Raw genomic sequence first — 24,393 nt, forward strand, 5'->3', positions numbered from 1 at the left:
GCCGCCAACCAGTGGCTGCTGAAAAAGAGCTATGTGAACAAGGGGCAATCCCATGCATGATTTGACGCCGCGCTGGCCCAAGTGGGTGCTAGGTGGGCTGGTCGCCACCCTGCTGCTGCCGCTGCTGGCTACCTTTCTCTACTCCATCTCCACTCGCTGGGGGGCGACCCTGCTGCCGGATGGCTTTACCCTCGACTGGTATCTCAAGCTGTGGGGCGATCCGCGCTTTCTGGCGGCGTTTGGTCGCAGCCTCCTGGTCTGTTTCGCCACGCTGCTGCTGGGCACCCTGGTGCTGGTACCCACCGTGCTGGTGGTGGCCTACTACTTCCCAAAGCTGGATCCCTGGATGAACCTGTTGATCCTGCTCCCCTTCGCGGTGCCACCTGTGGTCTCGTCAGTGGGGCTGCTGCAGATCTACGCCGATGGTGTCCTGCCCATTATCGGCACACCGTGGATCCTGATCGGCACCTGGTTCACCGTGGTGCTCCCCTTTATGTACCGGGCGCTGGCCAACAGCCTGCAAGGGGTACCGCTCAGGGATTTGATGGATGCCGCCCATCTGCTGGGGGCAAGTAGTCGGCGCGCCTTTCTGCTGGTGGTGATCCCCTGCCTGCGCAAGGGGCTGCTGGCGGCGCTGTTTCTCTCTCTCTCCTTCCTGCTCGGCGAGTTCGTGTTTGCCAACATGCTGGTGGGCACCCGTTACGAGACCCTGCAGGTCTACCTCTACAACATGCGCGCCACTTCTGGCCACTTCACCAGTGCGCTGGTGATGAGCTACTTCCTGCTGACCCTGCTGCTCACCTGGGCGGCCAACAGATTTCATCGGTGATCCAAGATGTTTCATTTAGAAGTGAATCAACTGCACAAATCCTACGGCGATACGCCGGTGTTCGAGGGGATCGAATTCGGCATCCGCAAGGGGGAGCTGGTGACCCTGCTCGGCCCCTCCGGCTGCGGCAAATCCACCCTGCTGCGGGCGCTGGCCGGGCTCACCCCGGTGGATGGCGGTCAGGTGCGGGTGGCCGGTGAAGACATCACCTGGCAGGAACCCCAGAAGCGGGGCATCGGCATGGTGTTCCAGAGTTATGCGCTGTTCCCCAACATGACGGTGTGGGACAACGTCGCCTTCGGCCTCAAGATGAAACCCCAGCCGGGGCGGGAGCTGGCGGCCAGCGTGCAGGAGGCATTGGCGCTGGTGGAGCTGACCGGTTTCGAGCGCCGCTATCCGGCCGAGCTCTCCGGCGGTCAGCGCCAGCGGGTGGCACTGGCCCGGGCCCTGGTGGTGCAGCCCCGGATCCTCTTGCTGGATGAGCCGCTCTCGGCGCTGGATGCCCGCATCCGCCGCAGCCTGCGCCAGCAGATCCGCGAGATCCAGCAGCGCCTCGAGCTCACCACCATCTTCGTGACCCACGATCAGGAGGAGGCGTTGACCCTGTCGGACAGGATCTTCCTGATGAACAAGGGATCCATCGTCCAGAGTGGCACGCCGGAGGAGATCTATACCCGTCCCGCCAGCGAGTTTGTGGCGAGCTTTATCGGCAACTACAACCTGCTTGGCGCCGAGCAGGGCAAGTCGCTGTTCGGTCCCCGTTTTCAGGGCAAGCTGGCGCTGCGGCCGGAGTCCATTACCCTGCTGCCCGCCGGGGCGACCAGCAGCGAACCCAGCCTGCCCGGCATCGTTCGCCAGCAACAGCTGCTCGGCAACGTGATCCGCTATCAGGTAGAGTGCGAGGCGGGGCTGTTGACGGTGGATTGCCTCAACCGCTCGGCTGGCGATCTGCTGGCCACCGGCAGTGCCGTGACCCTGGCGGTGGCCCGGGATCAACTCTGTGAGGTAGCATGACGCCTCATTTCATTTTCGTTGTTACCGCAAGGAGCCCTCATGGCACTGGCACTGTTTGATCTGGACGAAACCCTGATTGCGGGGGATTCCGCCAGCCTCTGGCTGGAGTACATGGTGGCCGAGGAGCTGGCCCCCGCCAGCATGATCGCCGAGGAGCAGGCCATGATGTCCCTCTACCATCAGGGCAAGATGGATATGCACCAGTACATGGCCTTCACCCTGCAACCGCTGGTGGGCAAGACGCGCCAGTGGCTCGACTCGCTCTCTACCCGCTTCGCCGAGCAGGTGCTGCGCGAGCGCCTCTACCCCGAGGGGTTGGCGCGCATCGAATGGCATCGGGAGCGGGGCGACGATCTGGTGCTCATCTCCGCCTCCGGCGAGCATCTGGTGGCCCCCATGGCGAAGATGCTGGGGATGGATCACTGCGTCGCCATTCTGCTCGATGAGGAGGAGGGGATGCTGACCGGCCAGACCCGCGGCACCCTCAGCTTTCGCGAGGGCAAGGTGGCCCGCATCAACCAGCTGTTTGCAGGCAGGGACCACCTCTGGCAGGGGAGCTTTGGCTACAGCGACTCCCACAATGATCTGCCCATGCTGCGGGCGGTGAGCCATCCCCATGCGGTCAATCCGGCCCCCACGCTGCGTCAGCAGGCCGGGGAGCTGGGCTGGCCGGTGTGGGAGTGGCAGCGCTGAGTCGCGCGCCACACTGGCTTAACGTGCGGCAAGAAGCACGAAAAACAAAGCAAAGAGAGAGGCTGGAGCCTCTCTCTTTGTTTTTGCTGACGGCGTTGTGGTTGAGGCTGGCGGCTGTTACCCCTCGTTGGTTTGTTGCCGGGGCTCGCCAAAGGCGGGCACTTCCTCCTCGGCACTCTGGTGAGGGGTGTGGCGCAGCGGGAAGCAGATACGGTTTTTCCCCTCCCGCTTGGCCTGATAGACCCCCTTGTCGGCCAGCTCCACCAGCTCTTTGGCCGAGAGCCCGGAGCGGCTGAAGGCCACCCCGCCGCTGATGGTGATGGTGAGACCGGGTTCGCGCCACTCCAGCTGCTCCACCCCGAGTCGGAACGCTTCCAGCAGTGAGGGGAGCATCGGCTGCTCTTCGCCGTAACGGAAGATCAGCACCAGCTCCTCGCCGCCATAGCGGCAGAACCAGCCCCACTCGTGGAACAGATTCATGCCCAGCTTGCTCACCCGCTTGAGCACCACATCCCCCGCCTGATGGCCATGGGTATCGTTGACCCGCTTGAAATCATCCAGATCGAACATCACCACCCCGAAGGGAGCGCCACTGTTGAGCTGTTTCTGCAGGCACTCGTCGAAGAAGCGACGATTGTAGAGCCCGGTGAGCTTGTCCTGATGGGCTTGCAGGCGGATCTGGGCAAAGTCCTGGCTTGCGGCATCCATCTCTTCATAGACCTTGGCCAGCTCCAGCATACGGCGGCCGTTGTATGCGATACCGCCGGAGCGGCTGGCGCGGATCAGCAGGGTGATCTCCCCCAGCATCCGGCGGAAGTAGCGGGACCAGAGCAGGGCCAGCAGCAGATAGAGAATGCAGGCGACAGCAATCATCAACTGCACGTTGATGGAAACGCTGTCGATCACCTGCTGCATGCTGGCGGTGGGCTCGACGCTGAGCAGGATCCAGCGCTGCTCGGGGATGCGGTAGTAGGAGACCATCAGGCCGCTGGCATTATCGAGGAAAAAGCCCTGCGGCAGTTGCATCCGGGTCAGCCAGTCGGGGTGGGCGAGGGGTTTGAATACCCGTTCGCGATCCGGATGGGCCAGCACCAGCCCGTCATGGTTGAGCAGGATCTGATAGCCAGCCCCCAGAGGGTGACTCTGATCATGCCGACTGTTTAGCCAGCTGGCGAGGGGGGTGAGCTGGGTATCCAGCGAGAGTACGCCAACCCGCTTGCCGTCAGGATCTTCAATTACCCTGGCCAGCGCCATGGTGAGAGTGCCCAAGGTGTAGTCGTAATAAGGATCAGTCCAGACAATCTGTCCGGGATGGCTGGCGGCCAGCAGATACCAGGGGCGGGTTCTGGGATCGAACTTCTCGTCGGCCTGCCAGGAGGGGTGGATCAGCATCTTGCGATGTTCGGTGCCCACGTAGACGTAATCGAGCTCCATCACCTTGTGATAGGCCTGCCACTGTTTCAGGTAGCGCTCGCCGTTGCGGATCTCCGGACCGCTGAAATCCTGATAATTTACCTGCTGATAAATGAGCGTAAACTGGCGTTTGAGGGTCGCCAGATAGGGTTCGATCAGGGTATGGAAATACTGGGTGTTGCGAGCAATCAGGTTCTGTTGCTGCTCGTGGCGCAGGGTGCGCTCCATATGCAGGTAGTAGATGCTGCCGAGCAGCAACACAGGGATAAAGAGCAAGAGGAGGCCCAGCCGCATGCGGGTGATCAAAGACCAAGTGTTCTTGGGCTTGGCGGGGGACATGAACAGATCCTTTTCGTCTCGGGTGGCACCAGCATATATGATGCTGTGCGGCTCGTCTAAAGGCAGCAAATGAGATGTTTCCGATGCTGAACCACACTCTGCTCTCAATGATTCATTATGGCAGCATAGCGGTGCTAATCCTTGCCCTCTGTGTCGAGTATCTGATCTTTCGGCGCGGCCTGAACATGCTGCGAGTGCGCCGCCTGCTGCTGGCAGATGGGGTGGCGGCGCTGGCGCTCTTCTCCATCTTTGCGACCGGGTGTCTGCTGGCCCTCGAGCATGCCAGCTCGGTGGCAGAGATCTTTGCCCATCCTGCCCACGGCCTCAAGATGGGGCTGTTTCTGCTGATTGTCGGCTCCCTCGTTTATCCCAGCCGCCTCTTCTATCGCTGGCGTCGCGCCCTGCGTCTGGGCAAGGCGCCGATGATCTCCATTCAGCAGCACTTCCGGGTGGTGTGGATCCTGCGTGGCAATCTGCTACTGATTGCCCTGTTGGCCGTGTTCACCAAGCCTTCGCTGCTGTAACACTCGCGGTGCTCAAAAGCAGTGCGATGCAGAGCGTGGAGAGCGAGAGCGAAGACAAAGAGTGGAGACAAGAGGATAGGGAGGCGGGTATCTTGGATCGGATAACCCGTCACGCGCCGATTTAAGGAAGAATCGCCATGCGCTCCAATCTGATGTTGCTGATGGCTGCCACCATCTGGGGTATGGGCTTTGTCGCCCAGCGCCTCGGGATGGATCACATGGGGCCCTATACTTTCAATGGCCTGCGCTTTCTACTCGGCGCCCTCTCCCTGCTGCCGCTGCTCTGGTGGCTCAAATCCCGACAACCTGTTGCCGTCGCGGGCGACCATCGCCAACTGCTGATCGGTGGTGTGCTGGCCGGGTTGGTGCTGTTCTGTGCTGCCTCCCTGCAGCAGGTGGGGCTGCTCTATACCACGGCCGCCAAGGCCGGTTTCATCACCGGGCTCTACATCATTCTGGTGCCGGTACTGGGGCTACTGCTGCGCCACAAGAGTGGCCTCAATACCTGGATCGGCGCCATCATCGCGCTGGTCGGTCTCTATGTGTTGAGCGTCACCGACGAGTTCACCATCGGCTTTGGCGATCTGTTGCAGGTAGTTGGTGCCCTGTTCTGGGCTGTACATCTGCTGCTGGTGGATCACTACTCCAACCGGGTTGCTCCCATCAAGCTCGCCGGGGTGCAGTTCGTAGTCTGCGGCCTGCTCAGCCTCGCCACTGCTTTTGTTATTGAAACTCCGACTGTTAGCGGCGCCGTGGCCGGTTGGCAGGCGCTGCTCTATGCCGGACTGGTATCGGTCGGGGTCGGTTATACCCTGCAGGTGGTGGGGCAGCGGGGCGCCCATCCGGCCCACGCCGCCATCATCCTCAGTCTGGAGACCGTCTTTGCCGCCGTGGGGGGAGTGTTGCTGCTGGGTGAAACGCTGGATGAGCGCGCCATTGCCGGTTGCGCCCTGATGCTGGCGGGGATGCTTATCTCCCAGATCCGGCTGCGCTGGTGGTGGAAGTCGCGCCGCGACAAGGTGCCCGCGACCAAGTAAACCGCGCTCGCTGCATAACAAAACGCCCAGACTGTCGGGGCGTTTTTCATGGTGGCTGTTCGGTCAGGGGCGCTGATCCAGCTCGCGCTCCAGCTCTACCGCCTTTTGACGGGCCGGATGGGTATTGAGGCGCTGCCAGTAGGCTTGCAGGTGCGGGAAGTTGGCCAACTGACCGCTTTGTGCCAGCAGATCCACCAGGAAGGAGTTCATGATGTCGGCGCCGGAGAGGCGATCCCCCACCATATAGTGGCGATTCGCCAGTACCTCATTGAGGTAGCCCAGCACCTTGGCACACTCCGCCTTGGCGTAGTCCGGCAGGAAGCGCATCGGGCTGCCATCCTTGCGCACGAACATGTCGAGCAGCAGCGGCAGGATACCGGAGCTCTCGGCAAAGTGAAGCCACTGCAGGTATTCGGGATACTCCGGGCTATCTGGTGCCGGTGCCAGCCGATCAGCGGCATAGCGGACAATCAGGTACTCGGTGATGGCGCCCGATTCCGCCAGCACCCGGCCGTCGAACTCGATGACCGGCGACTTGCCGAGAGGGTGGATGGCCTTGAGCTCGGGCGGCGCCAGAAAGGTGGTGGCATCGCGCTGATACGCCTTGATCTCATAGGGCTGGCCCAGCTCTTCGAGCAGCCAGATGATGCGCTGGGAGCGGGATTTGTTCAGGTGGTGCAGGACTATCATAACGACCTCGATTCGGTGGCAGGATGGGGTATACGAACAGGCGAGGGTGGCGGTTCACCGATGGCTAAAAAAGAGCGGGCTGATGCCCGCTCCCTTGCTGACTGACTCAGGCCTCCAGCGCCTGATCCAGATCCGCCAGTATGTCCTCGATCGCCTCGATCCCCACCGACAGCCGGATCATCTCGGGTTTCACGCCAGCCTTGGCCTGCTCCTCCTCGCTCAACTGGCGATGTGTGGTGGAGGCCGGGTGGCAGGCCAGCGACTTGGCATCGCCGATGTTGACCAGCCGCTTGAAGATCTTGAGCGCATCGTAGAAGCGCACGCCCGCCTCGTAACCATCCTTCAGACCGAACGAGAGGATGGCCGAGGGGCGGCCGGCCATGTACTTCTCTGCCAGCAGATAGTGCGGGTGGCCCGGCAGACCGGCGTAGCTGACCCAGGCCACCTTGGGGTGGTGCTTGAGGTGATGGGCGACCCGCAGGGCGTTATCCACGTGGCGCTCCATGCGCAGGCTCAGAGTCTCCAGCCCTTGCAGCAGTAGAAAGGCGTTCATCGGCGCCAGCGCCGCGCCGGTATTGCGCAGCGGCACGGTACGCACCCGCCCGATAAAGGCAGCCGGGCCAAAGGCCTCGGTATAGACCACCCCGTGGTAGGAGGGTTCGGGTTTGGTCAGCTGGGGGAAGCGCTCGGCGTGATCCGCCCAGGGGAACTTGCCCGAGTCGACGATGACGCCACCCAGCGAGTTGCCGTGGCCGCCGACATATTTGGTCAGGCTGTGCACCACGATATCGGCGCCATGTTCGATGGGCTTGCAGAGCACCGGGGTGGCGACCGTGTTGTCGACGATGAGCGGCACGCCACGGGCGTGGGCTGCCTTGGCCAGCGCGGCCAGATCGACGATGTTGCCCGCCGGGTTGCCGATGCTCTCGCAGTAGACCGCCTTGGTCTTGTCGTCGATCAGGGCGGCGATGGCCTCGGCGCTGTCATCCTTGGCGAAGCGCACCTCGACCCCGAAGCTCGGCAGCATGTGGGCGAACAAGGTATAGGTGCCGCCATAGAGCTGGGGCGTGGAGACAATGTTGTCACCGGCGGCGGTCAGCGCCTGAATGGCGTAGGTGATGGCGGCGGAACCTGCCGAGACCACCAGCGCGGCAATCCCCCCTTCCAGCGCGGCCATCCGCTGCTCCAGCACATCGTTGGTGGGGTTCATGATGCGGGTGTAGATGTTGCCCGGCACCGCCAGATTGAACAGATCCGCCCCGTGCTGGGCGCTCTCGAACTCGTAGGCCACCGTCTGGTAGATGGGCACGGCGACCGCCTTGGTGGTGGGGTCGCTGGAAAAGCCATGGTGCAGGGCCAGGGTCGCATCTTTCATCACACACTCCTTGTTGGATGTTGCTTGTCGCAGTTATAGATGGATAGACGTCCAATCTATCAGGCCCGTGGCCGATGTAAACAGCAAGATCCGGCAAAGCAATGTCGCCCGCAGGAGACGCGTGTCCCGAGTTGTTGGCATGGCCCGCACTCAGAGACGACGGCGATACTCCTTGTCGTCGATCTGGTTCATATCCCACTGCATCAGGCGGTTGAGCTGCTGCATGGGATCCTCGATGAGCGCCAGCGGGCGCGGCAGGATCCGCTTGAAGTAACGGCGCAAGGTCTGCTGGATCCGGTTCGGTTTGAGGGGGTTGGCGTGGCTCATGATGGTGCTCCTCTGCTGTGGTTCTCACGTTCATCAGCAGTATTGAGCTAAAATGCGGAAGTAAAAACTGATGACTTACAGCAACAGGATTTCCTCTTTTATGCCAACCGGTCGCCTCTACCAGCAATTTCAACGACTCGCCCAGCTGCTTGGCAGCGACGAACGGGAGATCAGCCTCGCCGAGGTGGCGGATCTGCTCTGCTGCACCCCGCGCAACGCTCGCCTACTGCTGCGGCGGATGCAGGATCAGGGCTGGCTCAGCTGGTCGGCGGAAGCGGGGCGGGGGCGGCGCTCCCGGCTCACCCTGCTCGATAGTCAGGAGAGCCTGACCCGGCGCCGCTTGCGGGATCTGCTCAGTCAGGGCCAGCTGGCGCAGGCGGTACGGCTGGCCGAAGATCGCCTCGATCTGCTCACCCCGCTGCTGATCGAGCAGCTCGGTCAGGCCACCCGCGAGGGGCGCCAGATCCTGCGGGTGCCCTACTACCGGCCGCTGCCGCAGTTGCTGCCCACCGGCCCGATGCGCCGCTCCGAAATCCACCTGAGCCGCCAGATCTTCAACGGCCTGACCCGGCGAAATGAGGAAAATGGGGAAATCGAAGGGGATCTCGCCCACCACTGGGAGTGTCTGGGCCCCTGCCACTGGCGCTTCTACCTGCGCCCGGCGGTGCGCTTTCACCACGGTCGCGAGCTGGTGGTGGAGGATGTGATGGAGAGTCTGCTGGCTTTGCGGGATCGCCCGCTGTTCGCCCATCTGGACCGGCTGGAGAGCCCCTGGCCGCGCACCCTGGATCTCTATCTTGACAGCCCGGATCCCTGGCTGCCCCACCTGCTGGCCGAACCGGTTGCGACCATTTTGCCACGGGAGCTCAAGGGGGAGGCAGGCTTTGCCCTGCAACCTGTGGGCACCGGCCCTTACCGGGTGGCTGTGAACGATCCCCTGCATCTTTGCCTTGCGGCGTTTGACGACTACTTCGGTCTGCGCGCCCTGCTCGACGAGATCGACATCTGGATGTTGCCGGAGCTTGCTGAGCGGCTGGAGACCCACCTGCAGCTGGGGCGCGACAGCCCTGAGCTCGGCACCATGCGCGGCGAATCGGAGCTGGAGTCGGGATGCTACTTCCTGCTGCAGGACGATCGTTCCGGATCCTTGCAGGATCCCGCCCTGCGGCAGTGGCTCGGCCAACTGCTCAATCCGGTAGCCCTGATGGGGCGGGTCGCCCCCGAGTTGCAACGGGGCTGGACCAGCGCCCTCGGCCTGCTGCCCCACTGGCGCGAAGCGCTACCCGCGCCCTTGCCCACACCGGCGCAGTTACCGACGACTCTAGTGCTTGCCTGCTTTAACCAGCATCTGGAGTTCAACGAGTGCGCCAACGCCATGAGCAGCCTGCTGGCCGAACAGGGGATCCGGCTGGAGGTGCGCACCCTTGATTACGGCCGCTGGGTGAGTGGCGAGGATGAAGACGTGGATCTCTGGCTCGGCACCCTCAACCTCGAACATGCCGGCCCCTTTGCCCCCTACGCCTGGCTGCAGGGCACTCCGTTGCTGCGCAAAGTGTGGAGCAGTCAGCATGAGTTGTGGCAGGGCTTGATGCAGTGGCGGGCCAGCGGTGCCGAGCCTAGCCCCCGCGCCCTGCTGGCAAGGGTGCAGCAGCAGAGCTGGTTTGTGCCGCTGTTTCACCACTGGCTGGAGCTGGAGAGCCGGGTCGGCGTGCACGGGGTGCGGATGACGGCGCTCGGCTGGTTCGATTTTCGCAGCGCCTGGTTGCGGCCGGAACTGGCTGTCAGCACTCGGGATAAGACGGGGGAGCTTGAGTCCTGATGCGGGGCGCGCTAGCCTGAGCGCGGTCCCATGACAAGGAGTCACCCGCCATGCTGGAAATGCAGATCCAACCCCGCTTTCAGGAGACAGATGCCCTCGGCCATATCAATAATACGGTGCCGGCAGTCTGGTTCGAGTCGGCGCGGGATCCCCTGTTCCGGATCTTCTCGCCCGATCTGGATGTGCACAACTGGCATCTGATCATTGCGGGCTATACGGTGCAGTTCAAACGGGAGCTGTTCTACGGCCAGCCGGTCACCATCAAGACCGGCGTGCGCCGCATCGGCACCAGCTCCTTTACGGTCTGGCAGGAGGCCTGGCAGGGCGGCGAACTGGCCGTCACCGCCGAAACGACCCTGATCCATTTTGACTACCGGACCCGCCAATCCCTGCCCCTGAGTGATGCTCACCGGGAAGGGCTGCGGGCCTGGCTGACAGAGAGTTAACCACGGGCCGGATGGCCCATCACAGGAGTGTTATGTACAACTCAATGCGCAACACAGCGATCGCGCTGACCCTGGGATTCTGCTCCCTTCCTTCTCTGGCCGCTTCTCTCGCCGAGCAGTTTACCCTGATGGAGAAGGGGGCCGAGAGTGCCCTCGATACCCGTCAATTCAGCCATGACGGCGTCGATATCAAGGCCTGGATCGATGGCGCCCCGGTCATCATCGCCGTGCCCATCATGAACGAGCTGGGCAAGCTGGAAGGGGAGAGCCGCTACTACTTCAAGGGCGGCAAGCTGTTCGGGGTCAAAGAGCCCGCCGCCCAGTTCGCCTTTGATGACAGCGGCAATCTGACCCAATGGTTGGATGAGAAGGGCCAGCCCGCCGAGTTCGTCAGCAAGATGAGCATGCAGCAGCGTCAGGAGTGGCTCACCAAGCGGGCTGCCGAGTTGAGCAAGCTGTTTGTGGTGAGCGCGGCCGAACAGAAGGCGGCCAAGGGGGGCGTCAAGCTGAAGGGGGCGGATCTCGCTCACTGGCTCTGCAACGGCAAGCTGATGGATCTCGCCCACGGCGACAAGGTGATCTTCGAGCAGGATAAGCTGAAGATTGGCGAGCAGGGGATCGAGGGGGAGGTCTCCCTGCGTCAGGATAAGGGGTGGCAGGAGCTGAGCCTCAAGTGCGAGGTGCAGGGCACCCAAGTGACCCGCCTCACCTGGCAGCCGCTGCCGGGTGCCAACAAGCCGCAATAAGCGCAGTAGCAAGGGGGCCCATCGCGGGCCCCCTTCTCATTCGGTGTGTGGCTCCCCCAGCTTGAGCCGGGTGAGTGCCTCGACCCGGCGCCACTGTCCGGGCTCGAACCAGCGTGCCAGCAGCTCCTGCTGCTGTTCGGCCCGGGCCTCGTTCGGTAGTTGCCTGAGCTCGGCCAGAAAACCGCTGAGCTGCTCCTCGAACCCTTGCCGGTTCTGCTCCAGCTGGCGCATCCGATCCACCGCTTCCGGCCCCCCTGTCTCCAGCAGCAGAGCCTCCCGTTTGGCCGGGTCCATCTGCGCCAGCCCTTGCAACTCCTCAAGCAGACGGCTGTTGGCCTCCGCCTCGCGAAACCAGCCCGGTTGCTCCGCCAGCCAGAGATCCAGCTCGCTGGCCAGCTGCGACTTGTCGCTGTCTCTTGCCTCCGCCAGCGCCCTGCGGCGCAGGGTCAGCTGCTCCATCAGTCGATCCTCGGCAAACAGCTGGGCCTGCTCGGCCGGGGTAAAGCTCTGCTGGCGCAGCTGCTCCCGCTCGTCAAACAGGATCTGCAGGCTGGCGAGGGAGATCTCGGTGGGCACCGTCAGGCTGCTCTGGGCGGAGACAAAGGTGCGATAGCGCGCCTGCAGGGCATCGGCGGTCTCCTGCTCGGGATCGTGCGGGTGGCTCTGTGCATGCTGGCTGGCTTGAGCGGGGGATGAGTCTGCCGTCGGTGCCGTGGGCCAGAGCAACACCCCGCCAAGCAGCAGGGTGATGGCGCAGGGCACGACGAGCAGGGTGGCTATCTTCATAGTCCCAGCTCCTTGAGACGGTTGGCATGCTGGCGATAGAGGGTGACCGGATCGGTCTCGAACAGATGGTGGATGCCGAAGGACTGGTTCACTTCGTCCAGATGGTTCATCCGGTAGTCGGTGCCGATCACCTTGCCGAGGTGGCTGCTGCAGACCCCGACCAGTCCGTCATTGGGCTCCTTGAAGAAGGCGCCGGTCAGCGCCAGCGCCGGATCCACCGGATCCAGCAGATTGGTCAGGTTGCCGCGTCCGCTCCAGGAGAAGTAGTAGACGCCGTTGGTCGCCCGCATCGGGCCCTCGCCGCAATACTGGCTGGGCAGCCCCTCCGGGTAGCGCTGGTTGAACTGGCTAGCCCCCTTGCTGGTGAGGGCATCGAGGGCGGCGACCGGATCTTGCGGCAGCTGGCTCCCGCCCGAGAGCAGTGAAATCATGCCGGAGAGGGCGTGGGCCGCGGCGGCCGCCAGCTTCTCGGTGGCCGAGCCGGGCGCGGCATTGGCCCGCACCAGATCGGCAATCTCTGAGCCATAGTTGACCCCGCCGACGCTGGTGGCGGAGGCGACCAGCTCGGGGGCGACCGAGGCGACATAGCGGATGGTGGGACCGCCGTGGGAGTGGCCGATCAGGTTGACCTTCTCGGCGCCGGTAGCTGCCAGCAGCAGCTCGACCTGGGCGAGCAGCTGCTCCCCCCGTTGTTCTGAACTGGCGGTGGCTGACACCTGCGCCACGTAGACTTTGGCACCATCCCGGCTCAGGGCCTGGGGAATGCCGTAGAAGTAATCGACCCCGAGCAGCTTGTCGAAGCCGAACAGGCCGTGCACCAGCACTATGGGGTAGCGGGTCTGGGTGTATCCGCTGGCGTGTGCCAGCATGGGCAGGGTGCAGAGCAGCACCAGAAGCCATCTCTTCATCATCAGCATCCTTGTTGAATCGTGAGGAACAGATTGTGTGGCGTACTCCATGTTCGCCGGTGCCAGTATGGTGGCTGCTGACGGGAGAGGCTGTGAGGGGGATCGCAACTCGGGATTCAAAAGGGATTCAGGGGGCGGGCGGGGAGGCTGAACTCCCCGCTCTGCGGCTTATTGCCACTCCACCAGGTGATACTGCTTCTTGCCCCGGCGCAGCAGCAGGTAGCGGCCAAACAGCCGATCAGTGGCGCTTAGCTGATCATCCTGCTTGAGCACACCATTGAGGCTGATGGCGCCCGCCGCCAGCAGTTCGCGGGCGATGCGCCTAGAGTTAGCCAGACCGCAGCTGACCAGCAGGCTGACCAGATCCGTCTCGCCGCTGACGGTGCTGCTCGGCATGCCATCCTGCGCCAGCTGGGCCAGATCGCTCTCGCCGAGGCGGGTCACGTCGCCGCTAAACAGCAGTTCGCTGATGCGCTGCACTGCCGCCAGTGCCGCTTTGCCGTGTACCAGCTCGGTCAGCTCGTTCGCCAACACCTGCTGGGCCTGCTTTCGCCCCCGCCGCTTCGCGTCTTCCGCCTCCAGTGCATCAATCTCGCTCAGCGACATAAAGCTGTAGTAGCGCAGGAAGCGGTAGACATCCTCATCCGCGGTGCCGAGCCAGAACTGGTAGAAGGCGTAAGGGGAGGTGAGCGCCGGATCGAGCCAGACCGCGCCCCCTTCGGTCTTGCCGAACTTGGTGCCGTCTGCCTTGGTGATAAGGGGCAGGGTCATGCCATAGACCTGGGCCTGATTGAGGCGGCGGGTGAGATCCATGCCGCTGGTGATATTGCCCCACTGGTCGTTGCCGCCAATCTGCAGGGTGCAACCGAGCCGCTGGTGCAGCACCGCAAAGTCGTAGGATTGCAGCAGGGCGTAGGAGAACTCGGTGAACGAGATGCCCTGATCCGGGCGGGCCAGTCGCTGGCGCACCGATTCCCGCGCCAGCATGGCGTTGACCGAGAAGTACTTGCCGATATCCCGCAGAAAATCGAGGGCGGACATCTGCCTCATCCAGTCGCCATTGTTGACCAGTTGCGGGGCCGACAGGCCATCATCGGCGGGCAGCAGCGCCCTGATTTGGGCCGACAGGCTGGCGACCCAACCCTGCACGGTATCGGCACTGTTGAGGCTGCGCTCGGTCGCCTTGAAGCTGGGATCGCCGATAAGGCCGGTTGCCCCGCCCACCAGTGCCACCGGGGTGTGGCCCGCCAGCTGGAAGCGGCGCAGCATCAAGAGCGGCACCAGATGACCGATATGCAGGCTGCCGGCGGTGGGATCGAACCCGCAATAGACGGTGCGCGGGGTGGAGAGATGATCGGCCAGGGCCGCCGGGTCGGAATTCTGGGCCACAAGGCCGCGCTGGCTCAGTTCATCGAGCAGGTGGGGGTTGATCATGGGTTCTCCAACAGCAGGGGGAAAAGTCGTCATCCTCGCCGTTCTAGCCGGTGGCGGATATGTCCCCTGAGGGACAGTTTTGCCACTCTCGTGCTAGCATTCAGCCATAGCGGAGAATCGCTCCCCGTCACCGGAAACGTGCCAACATGACCCAGCCATTCACCACAGATGCCTTGACCCGCAGCATGACCGGGGTGGTCGATGCCCTGCACAGCAGCGCCTTTCCGGCGGCGCTGGTGCGGCTGATCCAGCAACAGGTGGCGTTTGATTTCGCCCTGCTGCTCGGGGTGGGGCAGCGGCCCGTCTACCTCTACGACAACCTCAATCATCAGCGGGCTCTGCTGTTTGATCGCTACCTCACCAGCCACTTCAGTCAGGATCCCTTTATGCAGGCGCTGGAGCAGGGCTTGCCTGCCGGCGTCTGGACCCTGGCGCAGGTCTCCCAAGGGCGGCTCGATCCCGAATATCGCCACCACTTCTATCAGGCCACCGGCTGGCAGGAGGAGGTGGGGCTGATCCTGCCGGTGCGGGACGGACTGACGCTGATGCTGTTTCTGGGGCGACTCGACAAGCGCAGTACCCTCAGTCGTGACGAGCTGGCGAGGCTGGAGCAGCTGTTCCCGCTGGTGCATTCGCTCTGTCGTCAGCAGTGGCGGCGGAGCCAGCCGCTGCTGGCCCAGAGCACTGCGCTGCCAGACAGCGCCAGCCTCCGGAGTGCGGTGGAGCTGGCGATGGCGAGTGTCGGGGGCGATAGGCTTACCCGGCGCGAGCGGCAGGTGGCGGAGTTGCTGCTGCAGGGGCTGGATACCGAGGCGATTGCCGCGGAGCTCGGGATTGGCAGTGGCACGGTGAAGAATCACCGCAAGCATCTCTATGGCAAGCTGCGGCTCGGCTCGCGGGCCGAGCTGTTTCATCTCTTCCTCAACCATCTGATCACCACAGAGGGAAGAGGATGAACCGGGGTTACTCGATCTTCGGTAGCGGCTTATCGCTTTGGGGAAGGTTACTGAGTCGCTGGTAGCGTTCCATCAACTGCCGGTATTCGCTACCGAGACGAACCTGATCGAGGGCTTGTTGCAACCGGGCGACCTGCTGCCGATCCGCCCGCGGGTTGAAAGCAAAGCAGTTGTCCTGTTCCTCCAGCACTGCGACAGAGATGAAATCTTCCGCGGCAAATCCCAGAGCTTTCAGTTGATGGAATAACATCACCTCGTTGCCTGCTACCAGATCTGTACGGGCCATGATGAGCTGGCGTACCACCTGCTCCATGCGCTCCACCGCCATCATGTTGCCCGGGCTGATGCCGCGGTTGAGCAGTAACTGCTCCCCCACGTCAGCCTGCATTACCCCTACCTGCAGTTTGGCCAGATCCCCCTTGCCGGTCACTCTGGGGGCATCCTGTTTTCGTCCGACCAGCGTCACTCGCGAGTGGCTGATGGGGCAAACCCATAGGAAATGGGGATCACGCTCTTTGGTTCTGGCGGTGGTAAAAAGAACGGCCTCCGGTTGCTGGGTCAGCAGATACCAACCGCGGGCCCATGGCAGAAATTGGATCGGTTGCTCCGGCTCCCCCAGCTCGCGCCACATCAGCCGCAGCAGCTCAACTGCCAGCCCGATGGGCTTGCCCTCCTTGTCCAGCCCGTTGAGGGGCATGTTCTGCTCCGAGTAATAGATAAAGGCGGACCGTGCGGGGAAGCTGGTCAGCAGGAGCAGGGCGATAAGGGCCGCGAGCAGGGATCGCATGGCGCACTCCTTGTGCAGGGAATTACCTATCAGTCTATGTGTCCTTGGCCGGAAGTTCATAGTCGGGTCGCGGATACCGCGACAGGCCACCTTGCGGTGACCTGTCGGTTTATTTTAGCAGGGCCTCCATCTCCGCCTCTGCCTTGGCGCGAGCCTCGGCTTCTGCTGCTATGGCGGCATCGGTGGCGCTCTCTCCGGCCGTATGGGGGGCGGCACTGACGGCCTGTTTGGCTGGCGCGGCAACAGCCTTGGTGGCTTCCTGTGTCACAGTAGCTGCGGCGATGCTGACTGCCTGTTTGGCAGGAACGACAACAGCCTTGGTGGCCTCTTGCGTCGCGGTCGCAGCGGCGCTGCTGACGGCTTGCTTGGCAGGAGCGGCAACGGCCTTGGTGGCTTCTTGCGTCGCGGTCGCAGCGGCGCTGCTGACGGCTTGTTTGGCAGGAACGGCAACGGCCTTGGTCGCTTCCTGCGTCGCGGTCGCAGCTGCGCTGCTGACGGCCTGCTTGGCAGGATCGGCAACTGCCTTGGTGGCTTCTTGCGTTGCGGTCGCAGCGGTGCTGCTCACCGCCTGTTTGGCGGGTGCAGTGACTGCGGTGGTTGCACTACGGGTCAGATCGGTCGCGCTTTGGCTTACCGCTTGGGTGGCCTGCCCTGTGGCGTTGGCGGCTGCGCCGCTGATGGCCTGGCTGGCGCTGTTGGTCAGCGAGCCGGTGACGCCGCGAGTCACTGTGCCCAGCGCGCTGCCAAGGGAGAAGGGGGAGGCGCCACTCTGACTGGTTGCCGTACCGGTCAGGGCATTGGCCGCCGGGGTGAGCTGGCTGGTGGGGGTCTGCCAGCCCTGCATGGCGGTTGGCCATGTCGGTGCCGTGCCCGCCAGATTTTCGCCGAAGGTCAGGGTGGTGCCATCCCCTTTTTGCAGCAATACAGACATCTGGTTGGTTTGCGAGTTCCACACCATCCCCGCCTGCTTGGCGATATCCGGCACGGGCGCATACTCGGAGACCACATAGAAAAGCGGCCCCTCCTGCTGTAACTTGTCGGCAGTCTTGAGCAACTGCATGGTGCTGTCGTAATTGGGGCCAAGGATGGCGGTCATCCGATCCTTGATCAGGGGTTGTTCGAACAGATTGACCTCGTTCGGGTCAAAGCCGACCAGCGGCTTGAGCAGGGCCCACATCAGCTGGCTGGTGGGGCTCATCATTAGCAATGGGGCAACGCAGGCGGACAACATCAGGCTCAGGCAGGCAGCCTTGAGCAACGGCATGATACGCATTGGGATAAGATCCAAATAACGATTTGATAAATAAGGTTATATTTTGTCAGGACGTGACAAATTCACCGGGAGTTTGCGCGTGGCAGCGAGAGACTGCCTGCAGGCGCTGGCAGGCTACCATATTGGTTCCACAATGCCAGCAGGCTGTATGATTATCCGTCAAGTAAACTCGGGGCCGGGTTGATTGCTGGAGTGGGCCTGAGAGTCTGGCGTTCCCCTGCGATGGTGCTGCCAGTGGCCACATGGCAGCAAAACCAGAAGAGGATTTCAGGGGGCCAGTGAGGCTTTTCTTGATCCAGCTAAAGACATGGACGTGATCCCTGTCGCATAATGCAGCTCCTTTCTACTCTTGGCTGGAACCTAAGAAATGGCTCGTCGCTCTTCCAATGCACAACGTCGTCGCAGTAGCTGGTGGTACAAACGCCTGTTGGCAAGGGAGCGGCAAGAGCGCGAAGCGCGTTCCGTCCGGGATTGATAAAGCATTGAAAAACGGAGCGTTTGCTCCGTTTTTTTCACCTATGAAACTGGCTGAATGGCTCAGTGTGCAGCCCTGTCTGCCGACAATAAATCACTCTGACCGTGCCGGTTGTATGGACTGATGCGATGGATGATGCATGATGGACGTTTCGAGAAGGAGCCTCATATGCAGATTACCATCCGTCATGCCGAATCCGCCGATGCCCCCGCCTTGCGGGATCTCTATGCCATGCCCAATGCCCAGGCGGGCACTTTGCACTTGCCTATGTCTCCCCTTAGCCAGTGGCAGAAGCGGTTGGAGAGTGACAGCGTGGTGGCACTGGTCGCCGATGTTGACGGCTTGCTGGTAGGCCAGCTCTCGCTGCTGGTTGAGCCCAATCCGAGACGCAAGCATGTGGCCAGTATCGGCATGGGAGTGCGGGATGACTGGGCGGGCAAGGGGGTTGGTTCGGCCTTGTTGGAGTCCGTGCTGGAGATGGCCGATAACTGGCTCAACCTGCACCGGATTGAGCTGACCGTCTATACCGACAATGAGGCCGCACAGGCGCTTTATCGCAAGTTCGGTTTTACCGAGGAGGGGCGAGCCCGTGACTATGCCTTCCGCCAGGGGCGTTATGTGGATGCGCTCTATATGGCCAGAGTGGCGGGGAGCGTCAGTCGCTAACGGCATGGTCGATTATCAGGCCAGATTGCGCCCGGTGATCCGGGCGCTGGAGCAGAATCCCGAGCTCTGCCTCAGTGAGGCGGCCAGTCTTGCGGCGCTCTCCAGCTATCACTTTCATCGGGTCTTTACCGCCGTCACCGGTGAAACCCCGGCCGAGATGCAGCGCCGCCTGCGGTTGGAGCGGGCTGCTCGCTCTCTCTGCTACAGTCGCGACCCGATCACCGAGATTGCCTTCTCGGCCGGTTTTGCCAGCTCACAGGCCTTTGCCAAGGCGTTTCGCAAGCAGTTTGCCATGGCACCGGGGATGTTGCGCCGCCAGCCGTCACTCTTGCAACTGAGCAAGAATGGACACGCGGCTGCCCGGGTCTCTGATTATGCTGAAGGCCGTTCCAGTGAAAGGAGGCTACAGATGAAAACCGAACAGATGGCTGCGCGCACTCTGGCCTATATCCGGGTCACCGGCCCTTACGGCATAGGCTATGAGCCGGTGTGTGACCAGCTCTATCAATGGGCTGTCGGGTTGGGCTTGGCCGAAGGGGAGTGGATCTTCATCTACCACGACAACCCCGAAGTGACGGCTCCCCAGCAGTGCCGCACCGATATTTGCGTCACCGTGCCGGCGGGGACCAAAGGCCGCGGCAATGTGGAGATCCAGCAGCTGGCGGGCGGCCGCTATGGCCAGTCACGTTTTACCGTGACCGACCCGGCCCAGTACCCCGCACTCTGGCAGCAACATATCGGTGAGGTGGTAGCGGCCGGTTTCGAATTTGATGATCGACCCTGTTTCGAGCTCTATCACAGCTTCGATCCGCTGACCAAGGTTGCGGATGTGAGCTTTTGCTCCAGCCTAAAGGGTTAGGGCACAACAAGACGTAAGGGATGGTACAGAGCATCGCGCAGAAATTAGAGAGCCGGACAGTGTCCGGCTCTTTTGTATCTGGCGGTTGGGCGGCGGTTAGCGCTGGAACCCCTTCTGGGCGAACTTGGGGCGGGCGTTCATGATCTGCTCCACCTGTTCGTCGCTCATCTTGCCACGCGACAGCCCCAGCACCTTGTAGGTGAGCAGCGGTCGGGCGGGCAGGGCGATCATCAGGGCGCGGATCTGGTTCTCGTCATCCTTATCTCGGGTCGGCTTGCCGTAGGCATAGGTGAGGACGCCGGCATCCATCAGGTTTTTGACGGCGGGCTCGGTGATCGGCAAGTTTATGACGCTTTTACGCTGCAGCACGAACTCGCGCAGCACCGCCTTTTCGTTGAAGTCGAGGAAGCCGATCATCTGGGCCAGCTGGTCCTGCTGACGGCGCGCCTGCCACTCTTCGCAAGCCCACTCCCAGGCGATCAGGAAGCCCTGACTGCAGAAGTAGGAGATGGCGATCAGCATGCCGACCCCCAGCCAGGCCGCATGATCCGCAGCCCACTGGCTGACAGCCCCTTTCATCAGCCCGGCCGGAAACAGCAGAATGATGCTGCAGCAGAGCAACAACCAGACCATCAGCCAATTGAGGCGGTTCAGTTGATAGAAATGTTGGATCCACCGTTTCATTGTTCATCCTTCCCAAACTGTTGTGGATAGTGAACTACATACAGCAATCGGTGTGCCAACAGCGTAATGGTGGCGGGGAGGGGAGGCTGGCGATACATTTCCTTACAACTTATTGAATGAGTTATCAGTAATTTGCCTTGTGAGGTGACGGTCGAGTTGGTAAAACGTCCCCTCAGTCATTGGGGAGTAGCAACCCGCCCGTATTCCGGGCCGGGCCCATGTCAACACTCTTGGATCCTCGCATCCATGGCATGGGCGGCGATAGGCACTATCGCTCTGCAAGACCTTTGGCCTCGATATGCACGCCAGCCGGGCGAGCCATGTCGGGTCCATCGGTTATTCTGCTCGCCTGGCGGTATCTATTATGTTGATTACCCTGCTGTTATTTCTCGTCTCTGCGGTCACCATCTACCTTGCCTGCGAATACTTCGTTAACGGCATCGAATGGACCGGACACCACTTCAAACTCTCGCAAAGTGCCACTGGTTCGCTGCTGGCTGCACTGGGTACGGCGCTGCCCGAATGCATCGTCACCCTGACCGCCCTGCTGATGGGTAACACGACCGCCCTGCAAGAGATTGGCATCGGTGCCGCCCTCGGCGGGCCGCTGGTGCTGGCTACCATCGGCTACGCGGCGGTCGGCCTCACCCTGCTGCTTTGCATGGGGCGTACCGAACGGGCCATCGATGGCGAGGTACAGCGCGAGATTGGCCGGGATCAGCGCTGGTTTATGGGGATCTTTTTGGTGGCGACCATGCTGGGTCTGGTCGCCTTCACCGGCAAGAGCTGGTTGGCGCCTCTGTTCGTGCTGGTCTACCTCGTTTATGTGAGGCGCGAGCTGAAACAAAGCGACAGCCATGAGGTCGAGCTGCCGGAGCCCCTCAAGCTGGCTCCAAATGCCGGGATCCCGCCCCTTGGCAAGGTGCTGCTGCAGACGCTGGCGGCGCTGGTAGTGGTGGCGCTGGCGGCGCAGCTGTTTGTTCATCAGCTGGAGAGCATGGGCGAGCTGTTTGGCCTCTCGCCGGTGCTGGCGGCCCTGCTGCTGAGCCCGGTGGCGACCGAGATGCCGGAGTTGATGAACGTGCTGATCTGGGTGCGACAGGGTAAGAACCGGCTGGCACTGGCCAATATCTCCGGGGCCATGATGATCCAGGGCACTATCCCCAAGGCGTTCTGTCTGCTCTTTACCCCCTGGCTGCTGGATGGCGCCATGATGGCCTCCTCGTTGGTCACGCTACTGGCGGTAGGGTTGCTCTGGTGGGGCTTCAGAAAGGGAGTGATGACCGCAGAGCGGTTGGTACTGGCCGCGCTGCTCTATTTCGGCTTCTGCGGCTGGCTGCTGGTGAGCTGAAACGGGAAGCGCGGATATGAAAAAGCCCCCTTGGCAGGGGGCTTTGTTGTATCGGTTAGGGCGGTGCTTACAGCGCGGCGATCTCGGCCTGCTGGGCTTCCAGCTTGGTCAGCTGGAGACGGTAATCTTCCAGCTTCTCGCGCTCTTTGGCGATGACCGCTTCCGGCGCCTTGGCAACGAAGGCTTCGTTGCCAAGCTTGCCTTCGATGCGGCCGCACTCGCCCACCAGACGGGCAACCTCTTTGGCCAGACGGGCCAGTTCGGCGTCCTTGTCGATGAGACCGGCCATCGGGATCATCAGTTCGGTAGCACCGATCAGCTTCTTCACTGACAGCGGGGCGGTTTCACCGTCCGCCAGTACGCGGATGGATTCCAGACGGGCCAGCGACTTGAGGAAGGCCTCGTTGTCAGCGGCGCGCTGGGCATCCTTGGCATCGCACTGGAGCAGCACGTTGAGGGGCACGCTCGGGGCCACGTTCATCTCGGCGCGGATGTTGCGGATGCTGACGATGAACTCCTTCACCCACTCCTGATCCGCCATCGCGGCTTCGTCCACCTTGGCGGCGTCGAACTCCGGGAAGGCCTGAATCATGATGGTGTCGGCGTGTACGCCAGCCAGCGGGGCGACCGATTTCCAGATGGTCTCGGTGATGAACGGGATGATCGGGTGCGCCAGACGCAGCAGGGTTTCCAGCACGGTCACGAGGGTATGGCGGGCAGCGCGCTGCTCGGCCTCGGAACCCTTGGTCAGCACCGGCTTGGTCAGCTCCAGATACCAGTCACAGAACTGGTTCCAGATAAACTCGTACAGCACGCCAGCCGCGATGTCGAAGCGGTAGGTATCGAGGGCGGTACGGAAGTCACGGATGGCTACTTGCAGCTGGGACTGGATCCAGCGATCCGCCAGACTGAACTGCATTTCGCCGCCGGCAAAACCGCAATCCTGATCTTCGGTGTTCATCAGCACATAGCGGGAGGCGTTCCACAACTTGTTGCAGAAGTTGTTGTAGCCGTCCAGGCGCTTCATGTCCCAGTTGATGTCACGACCGGTAGAGGCCAGCGCTGCCAGCGTGAAGCGCAGGGCGTCGGTACCGTGGGCATCGATCCCTTCCGGGAATTGCTTGGCGGTACGCTTGGCGATCTTCTCGGCCATCTGCGGCTGCATCATGTTGCCGGTGCGCTTCTCCAGCAGATCTTCCAGCGAGATGCCATCGATCATGTCGAGGGGGTCCAGCACGTTGCCCTTGGACTTGGACATCTTCTGGCCCTCTTCGTCACGGATTAGGCCGGTGATGTAGACGGTCTTGAACGGGACTTGTGGCTGGCCGTTTTCGTCCTTGATGAAGTGCATGGTCATCATGATCATCCGGGCAATCCAGAAGAAGATGATGTCGAAGCCGCTCATCAGCACGTCGGTCGGGTGGAAGGTCTTGAGCGCCTCTGTGTTGTTCGGCCAGCCCAGGGTGGAGAAGGTCCACAGGGCGGAGCTGAACCAGGTGTCGAGCACATCTTCGTCCTGACGCAGTACGGTTACGGCCGGGATGCTGTGCTTGGCGCGCACTTCATCTTCGCTGCGGCCAACGTAGACATTGCCTGCGTCGTCATACCATGCCGGGATGCGGTGACCCCACCACAGTTGACGGGAGACGCACCAGTCCTGAATGTCGCGCATCCAGGAGAAGTACATGTTTTCGTACTGCTTCGGCACGAACTGGATGCGGCCATCCTCCACCGCTTCGATGGCGGTCTTGGCCATCGGTGCCACGCGCACGTACCACTGGTCGGTCAGCATCGGCTCGATGGGCACGCCACCGCGATCGCCGTAAGGCTGTTGCAGCACGTGATCCTTGATCTCGTCCAGCAGACCCAGCTCTTCCAGCTTGGCCAGAATCGCTTTACGGGCGGCGAAGCGCTCCAGACCGGCGAACTCGGCCGGCAGGGCGGCATCGTAGGCAGTGCTCGGGTTGCCGTTGGTGTCGACAACTTCGGCCTCGGCACGCACGTGGGCGTCCAGAGTGAAGATGTTGATCATCGGCAGGCTGTGGCGCTTGCCCACTTCGTTATCGTTGAAGTCGTGGGCCGGGGTGATCTTCACGCACCCGGTGCCCTTCTCCATGTCGGCGTGTTCGTCGGCGACGATGGGGATCAGACGGTTCACCAGCGGCAGCATGATGTGCTGGCCGATCAGCGCCTTGTAGCGCGGGTCTTCCGGGTTCACGGCCACGGCGGTATCGCCCAGCATGGTCTCCGGACGGGTGGTGGCGACGATCAGGTAATCCTTGCCTTCGGCGGTCTTGGCTCCATTGGCCAGCGGATAACGAAGGTGCCACATGTGGCCCTTGATCTCGCGGTTCTCCACTTCCAGATCGGAGATGGCGGTGTTGAGTTTCGGATCCCAGTTCACCAGACGCTTGCCGCGGTACATCAGGCCATCTTCGTAGAGACGAACAAACACTTCCTGCACGGCGGCGGAGAGACCCTCATCCATGGTGAAGCGCTCGCGCTCCCAATCTACGGAGTCGCCCAGACGGCGCATCTGGCGGGTGATGGTGCCACCGGACTCTTCCTTCCACTGCCAAATCTTGTCGATGAAGGCATCACGGCCGTAATCGTGGCGAGTTTTGCCCTCTTCTGCGGCGATCTTGCGCTCAACTACCATCTGGGTGGCGATACCGGCGTGGTCGGTACCAGCCTGCCACAGGGTGTTCTTGCCCTGCATGCGGTTGTAGCGGATCAGAGTGTCCATCAGGGTCTGCTGGAAGGCATGACCCATGTGCAGGCTGCCGGTGACGTTCGGCGGCGGGATCATGATGCAGAAGGAGTCTTTGCTGGTGTCGCCGTGGGGCTTGAAGTAACCCTGGGCTTCCCAGTGCTGATAGAGCGCCTGTTCGATGGCGTTGTGATTAAAAGTCTTTTCCATGGTCTCGCCGTAATCTGGATGGATGGAGTCTGGTGTTGATTC

Annotated in this window: 23 protein-coding genes and 1 riboswitch; of the genes, 12 read left to right on the plus strand and 11 right to left on the minus strand. The window is 62.2% G+C overall.

Annotated features, from left to right (window positions below; genetic code table 11):
* Positions 1–52: 52 nt before the first annotated feature.
* Genes G5358_RS12045 through G5358_RS12055 form a run of 3 tightly spaced genes read left to right on the plus strand, consistent with a single transcriptional unit; the run spans position 53 to position 2,536 of the window.
* The gene (locus G5358_RS12045) at positions 53–829 is read left to right on the plus strand and encodes an ABC transporter permease (protein WP_005355251.1); all 777 of its coding nucleotides are present in this window, start codon (positions 53–55) and stop codon (positions 827–829) included.
* A 6-nt stretch (positions 830–835) separates the two neighbouring features.
* A complete protein-coding gene (locus G5358_RS12050; protein WP_236768708.1) occupies positions 836–1,843 on the plus strand; it encodes an ABC transporter ATP-binding protein in 1,008 nt (335 codons plus the stop codon).
* Positions 1,844–1,882: 39 nt separating this feature from the next.
* Positions 1,883–2,536, plus strand: coding sequence for an HAD family hydrolase (locus G5358_RS12055; RefSeq protein WP_421324148.1), 654 nt, complete (start codon positions 1,883–1,885; stop codon positions 2,534–2,536).
* 117 nt (positions 2,537–2,653) lie between these two features.
* On the opposite strand, the gene G5358_RS12060 is transcribed toward G5358_RS12055, so the two are convergent.
* Positions 2,654–4,288, minus strand: a complete 1,635-nt coding sequence (locus G5358_RS12060; protein WP_421324149.1) for a sensor domain-containing diguanylate cyclase — start codon at positions 4,286–4,288, stop codon at positions 2,654–2,656.
* 83 nt (positions 4,289–4,371) lie between these two features.
* On the opposite strand from G5358_RS12060, the gene G5358_RS12065 reads away from it, so the two are divergent.
* Positions 4,372–4,812, plus strand: a complete 441-nt coding sequence (locus G5358_RS12065; RefSeq protein ID WP_005355246.1) for a DUF2214 family protein — start codon at positions 4,372–4,374, stop codon at positions 4,810–4,812.
* 137 nt (positions 4,813–4,949) lie between these two features.
* Positions 4,950–5,849 (plus strand): DMT family transporter, encoded by a 900-nt coding sequence (locus G5358_RS12070; RefSeq protein WP_236317775.1) that lies wholly within the window; start codon positions 4,950–4,952, stop codon positions 5,847–5,849.
* A gap of 63 nt (positions 5,850–5,912) precedes the next feature.
* Here G5358_RS12070 and G5358_RS12075 read toward each other — a convergent pair whose 3' ends face one another.
* The 3 genes from G5358_RS12075 to G5358_RS12085 form a co-directional block, all read right to left on the minus strand.
* Entirely contained in the window at positions 5,913–6,539 is a 627-nt protein-coding gene (locus G5358_RS12075) for a glutathione S-transferase family protein (protein WP_421324150.1), read from the minus strand.
* A 106-nt stretch (positions 6,540–6,645) separates the two neighbouring features.
* Positions 6,646–7,914, minus strand: a complete 1,269-nt coding sequence (locus G5358_RS12080; protein ID WP_019445447.1) for an O-acetylhomoserine aminocarboxypropyltransferase/cysteine synthase family protein — start codon at positions 7,912–7,914, stop codon at positions 6,646–6,648.
* Between the two features lie 150 nt (positions 7,915–8,064).
* Entirely contained in the window at positions 8,065–8,241 is a 177-nt protein-coding gene (locus G5358_RS12085) for a hypothetical protein (RefSeq protein ID WP_101323416.1), read from the minus strand.
* 100 nt (positions 8,242–8,341) lie between these two features.
* On the opposite strand from G5358_RS12085, the gene sgrR reads away from it, so the two are divergent.
* Genes sgrR through G5358_RS12100 form a run of 3 tightly spaced genes read left to right on the plus strand, consistent with a single transcriptional unit; the run spans position 8,342 to position 11,252 of the window.
* The gene (gene sgrR / locus G5358_RS12090) at positions 8,342–10,060 is read left to right on the plus strand and encodes an HTH-type transcriptional regulator SgrR (protein WP_421324151.1); all 1,719 of its coding nucleotides are present in this window, start codon (positions 8,342–8,344) and stop codon (positions 10,058–10,060) included.
* 50 nt (positions 10,061–10,110) lie between these two features.
* Positions 10,111–10,506, plus strand: a complete 396-nt coding sequence (locus tag G5358_RS12095) for an acyl-CoA thioesterase (protein WP_421324152.1) — start codon at positions 10,111–10,113, stop codon at positions 10,504–10,506.
* Positions 10,507–10,550: 44 nt separating this feature from the next.
* Positions 10,551–11,252, plus strand: a complete 702-nt coding sequence (locus G5358_RS12100) for a hypothetical protein (RefSeq protein ID WP_421172995.1) — start codon at positions 10,551–10,553, stop codon at positions 11,250–11,252.
* Positions 11,253–11,288: 36 nt separating this feature from the next.
* Here the strand turns inward: G5358_RS12100 and G5358_RS12105 are convergent, their stop codons facing one another.
* The 3 genes from G5358_RS12105 to tyrS all read right to left on the minus strand — a co-directional run bounded on the left by G5358_RS12105 (position 11,289) and on the right by tyrS (position 14,380).
* Entirely contained in the window at positions 11,289–12,038 is a 750-nt protein-coding gene (locus G5358_RS12105; RefSeq protein WP_421269986.1) for a lipase secretion chaperone, read from the minus strand.
* Complete coding sequence (locus tag G5358_RS12110) at positions 12,035–12,946, minus strand: lipase family alpha/beta hydrolase (RefSeq protein WP_421324157.1); 912 nt, start codon at positions 12,944–12,946, stop codon at positions 12,035–12,037. Before G5358_RS12110 ends, G5358_RS12105 begins: the two co-directional genes overlap by 4 nt.
* A 168-nt stretch (positions 12,947–13,114) precedes the next feature.
* Positions 13,115–14,380 carry a tyrosine--tRNA ligase gene (gene tyrS / locus G5358_RS12115; RefSeq protein WP_421235928.1) on the minus strand — a complete coding sequence of 422 codons (1,266 nt, stop codon included), beginning with the start codon at positions 14,378–14,380 and terminating at the stop codon, positions 13,115–13,117.
* Between the two features lie 146 nt (positions 14,381–14,526).
* On the opposite strand from tyrS, the gene G5358_RS12120 reads away from it, so the two are divergent.
* Positions 14,527–15,336 carry a helix-turn-helix transcriptional regulator gene (locus G5358_RS12120; RefSeq protein ID WP_421324153.1) on the plus strand — a complete coding sequence of 270 codons (810 nt, stop codon included), beginning with the start codon at positions 14,527–14,529 and terminating at the stop codon, positions 15,334–15,336.
* Between the two features lie 7 nt (positions 15,337–15,343).
* Here the strand turns inward: G5358_RS12120 and G5358_RS12125 are convergent, their stop codons facing one another.
* Positions 15,344–16,123 (minus strand): substrate-binding periplasmic protein, encoded by a 780-nt coding sequence (locus G5358_RS12125; protein ID WP_216952698.1) that lies wholly within the window; start codon positions 16,121–16,123, stop codon positions 15,344–15,346.
* A gap of 109 nt (positions 16,124–16,232) precedes the next feature.
* Positions 16,233–17,396, minus strand: a complete 1,164-nt coding sequence (locus tag G5358_RS12130) for a hypothetical protein (protein ID WP_421324154.1) — start codon at positions 17,394–17,396, stop codon at positions 16,233–16,235.
* A 643-nt stretch (positions 17,397–18,039) separates the two neighbouring features.
* Here G5358_RS12130 and G5358_RS12135 point away from each other — a divergent pair.
* Both G5358_RS12135 and G5358_RS12140 read left to right on the plus strand, forming a co-directional pair.
* Complete coding sequence (locus G5358_RS12135; protein ID WP_421324155.1) at positions 18,040–18,537, plus strand: GNAT family N-acetyltransferase; 498 nt, start codon at positions 18,040–18,042, stop codon at positions 18,535–18,537.
* Positions 18,538–18,541: 4 nt separating this feature from the next.
* Positions 18,542–19,396: an AraC family transcriptional regulator gene (locus tag G5358_RS12140; protein WP_064335209.1), complete on the plus strand. Its 855-nt coding sequence runs from the start codon at positions 18,542–18,544 to the stop codon at positions 19,394–19,396.
* A gap of 96 nt (positions 19,397–19,492) precedes the next feature.
* Here G5358_RS12140 and G5358_RS12145 read toward each other — a convergent pair whose 3' ends face one another.
* Entirely contained in the window at positions 19,493–20,080 is a 588-nt protein-coding gene (locus G5358_RS12145; protein WP_064335210.1) for a superinfection exclusion B family protein, read from the minus strand.
* A 169-nt stretch (positions 20,081–20,249) separates the two neighbouring features.
* A riboswitch (yybP-ykoY riboswitch) is annotated at positions 20,250–20,356 on the plus strand.
* An 88-nt stretch (positions 20,357–20,444) separates the two neighbouring features.
* On the opposite strand from G5358_RS12145, the gene G5358_RS12150 reads away from it, so the two are divergent.
* Positions 20,445–21,431, plus strand: coding sequence for a sodium:calcium antiporter (locus G5358_RS12150; RefSeq protein WP_421324156.1), 987 nt, complete (start codon positions 20,445–20,447; stop codon positions 21,429–21,431).
* 67 nt (positions 21,432–21,498) lie between these two features.
* Here G5358_RS12150 and G5358_RS12155 read toward each other — a convergent pair whose 3' ends face one another.
* Entirely contained in the window at positions 21,499–24,351 is a 2,853-nt protein-coding gene (locus tag G5358_RS12155) for a valine--tRNA ligase (protein WP_421324158.1), read from the minus strand.
* Positions 24,352–24,393: the final 42 nt, after the last annotated feature.

The organism is Aeromonas sp. 604176 (assembly GCF_049170755.1).
Taxonomy (GTDB): Bacteria; Pseudomonadota; Gammaproteobacteria; order Enterobacterales; family Aeromonadaceae; genus Aeromonas; species Aeromonas veronii_A.

Excerpts from the sequence above, each read along its gene's own strand:
- G5358_RS12045 (WP_005355251.1), top strand. The coding sequence starts at position 53 with ATGCATGATTTGACGCCGCGCTGGCCCAAGTGGGTGCTAGGTGGGCTG.
- G5358_RS12050 (WP_236768708.1), top strand. The coding sequence starts at position 836 with ATGTTTCATTTAGAAGTGAATCAACTGCACAAATCCTACGGCGATACG.
- G5358_RS12055 (WP_421324148.1), top strand. The coding sequence starts at position 1,883 with ATGGCACTGGCACTGTTTGATCTGGACGAAACCCTGATTGCGGGGGAT.
- G5358_RS12060 (WP_421324149.1), bottom strand. The coding sequence starts at position 4,288 with ATGTCCCCCGCCAAGCCCAAGAACACTTGGTCTTTGATCACCCGCATG.
- G5358_RS12065 (WP_005355246.1), top strand. The coding sequence starts at position 4,372 with ATGCTGAACCACACTCTGCTCTCAATGATTCATTATGGCAGCATAGCG.
- G5358_RS12070 (WP_236317775.1), top strand. The coding sequence starts at position 4,950 with ATGCGCTCCAATCTGATGTTGCTGATGGCTGCCACCATCTGGGGTATG.
- G5358_RS12075 (WP_421324150.1), bottom strand. The coding sequence starts at position 6,539 with ATGATAGTCCTGCACCACCTGAACAAATCCCGCTCCCAGCGCATCATC.
- G5358_RS12080 (WP_019445447.1), bottom strand. The coding sequence starts at position 7,914 with ATGAAAGATGCGACCCTGGCCCTGCACCATGGCTTTTCCAGCGACCCC.
- G5358_RS12085 (WP_101323416.1), bottom strand. The coding sequence starts at position 8,241 with ATGAGCCACGCCAACCCCCTCAAACCGAACCGGATCCAGCAGACCTTG.
- sgrR (WP_421324151.1), top strand. The coding sequence starts at position 8,342 with ATGCCAACCGGTCGCCTCTACCAGCAATTTCAACGACTCGCCCAGCTG.
- G5358_RS12095 (WP_421324152.1), top strand. The coding sequence starts at position 10,111 with ATGCTGGAAATGCAGATCCAACCCCGCTTTCAGGAGACAGATGCCCTC.
- G5358_RS12100 (WP_421172995.1), top strand. The coding sequence starts at position 10,551 with ATGCGCAACACAGCGATCGCGCTGACCCTGGGATTCTGCTCCCTTCCT.
- G5358_RS12105 (WP_421269986.1), bottom strand. The coding sequence starts at position 12,038 with ATGAAGATAGCCACCCTGCTCGTCGTGCCCTGCGCCATCACCCTGCTG.
- G5358_RS12110 (WP_421324157.1), bottom strand. The coding sequence starts at position 12,946 with ATGAAGAGATGGCTTCTGGTGCTGCTCTGCACCCTGCCCATGCTGGCA.
- tyrS (WP_421235928.1), bottom strand. The coding sequence starts at position 14,380 with ATGATCAACCCCCACCTGCTCGATGAACTGAGCCAGCGCGGCCTTGTG.
- G5358_RS12120 (WP_421324153.1), top strand. The coding sequence starts at position 14,527 with ATGACCCAGCCATTCACCACAGATGCCTTGACCCGCAGCATGACCGGG.
- G5358_RS12125 (WP_216952698.1), bottom strand. The coding sequence starts at position 16,123 with ATGCGATCCCTGCTCGCGGCCCTTATCGCCCTGCTCCTGCTGACCAGC.
- G5358_RS12130 (WP_421324154.1), bottom strand. The coding sequence starts at position 17,396 with ATGCGTATCATGCCGTTGCTCAAGGCTGCCTGCCTGAGCCTGATGTTG.
- G5358_RS12135 (WP_421324155.1), top strand. The coding sequence starts at position 18,040 with ATGCAGATTACCATCCGTCATGCCGAATCCGCCGATGCCCCCGCCTTG.
- G5358_RS12140 (WP_064335209.1), top strand. The coding sequence starts at position 18,542 with ATGGTCGATTATCAGGCCAGATTGCGCCCGGTGATCCGGGCGCTGGAG.
- G5358_RS12145 (WP_064335210.1), bottom strand. The coding sequence starts at position 20,080 with ATGAAACGGTGGATCCAACATTTCTATCAACTGAACCGCCTCAATTGG.
- G5358_RS12150 (WP_421324156.1), top strand. The coding sequence starts at position 20,445 with ATGTTGATTACCCTGCTGTTATTTCTCGTCTCTGCGGTCACCATCTAC.
- G5358_RS12155 (WP_421324158.1), bottom strand. The coding sequence starts at position 24,351 with ATGGAAAAGACTTTTAATCACAACGCCATCGAACAGGCGCTCTATCAG.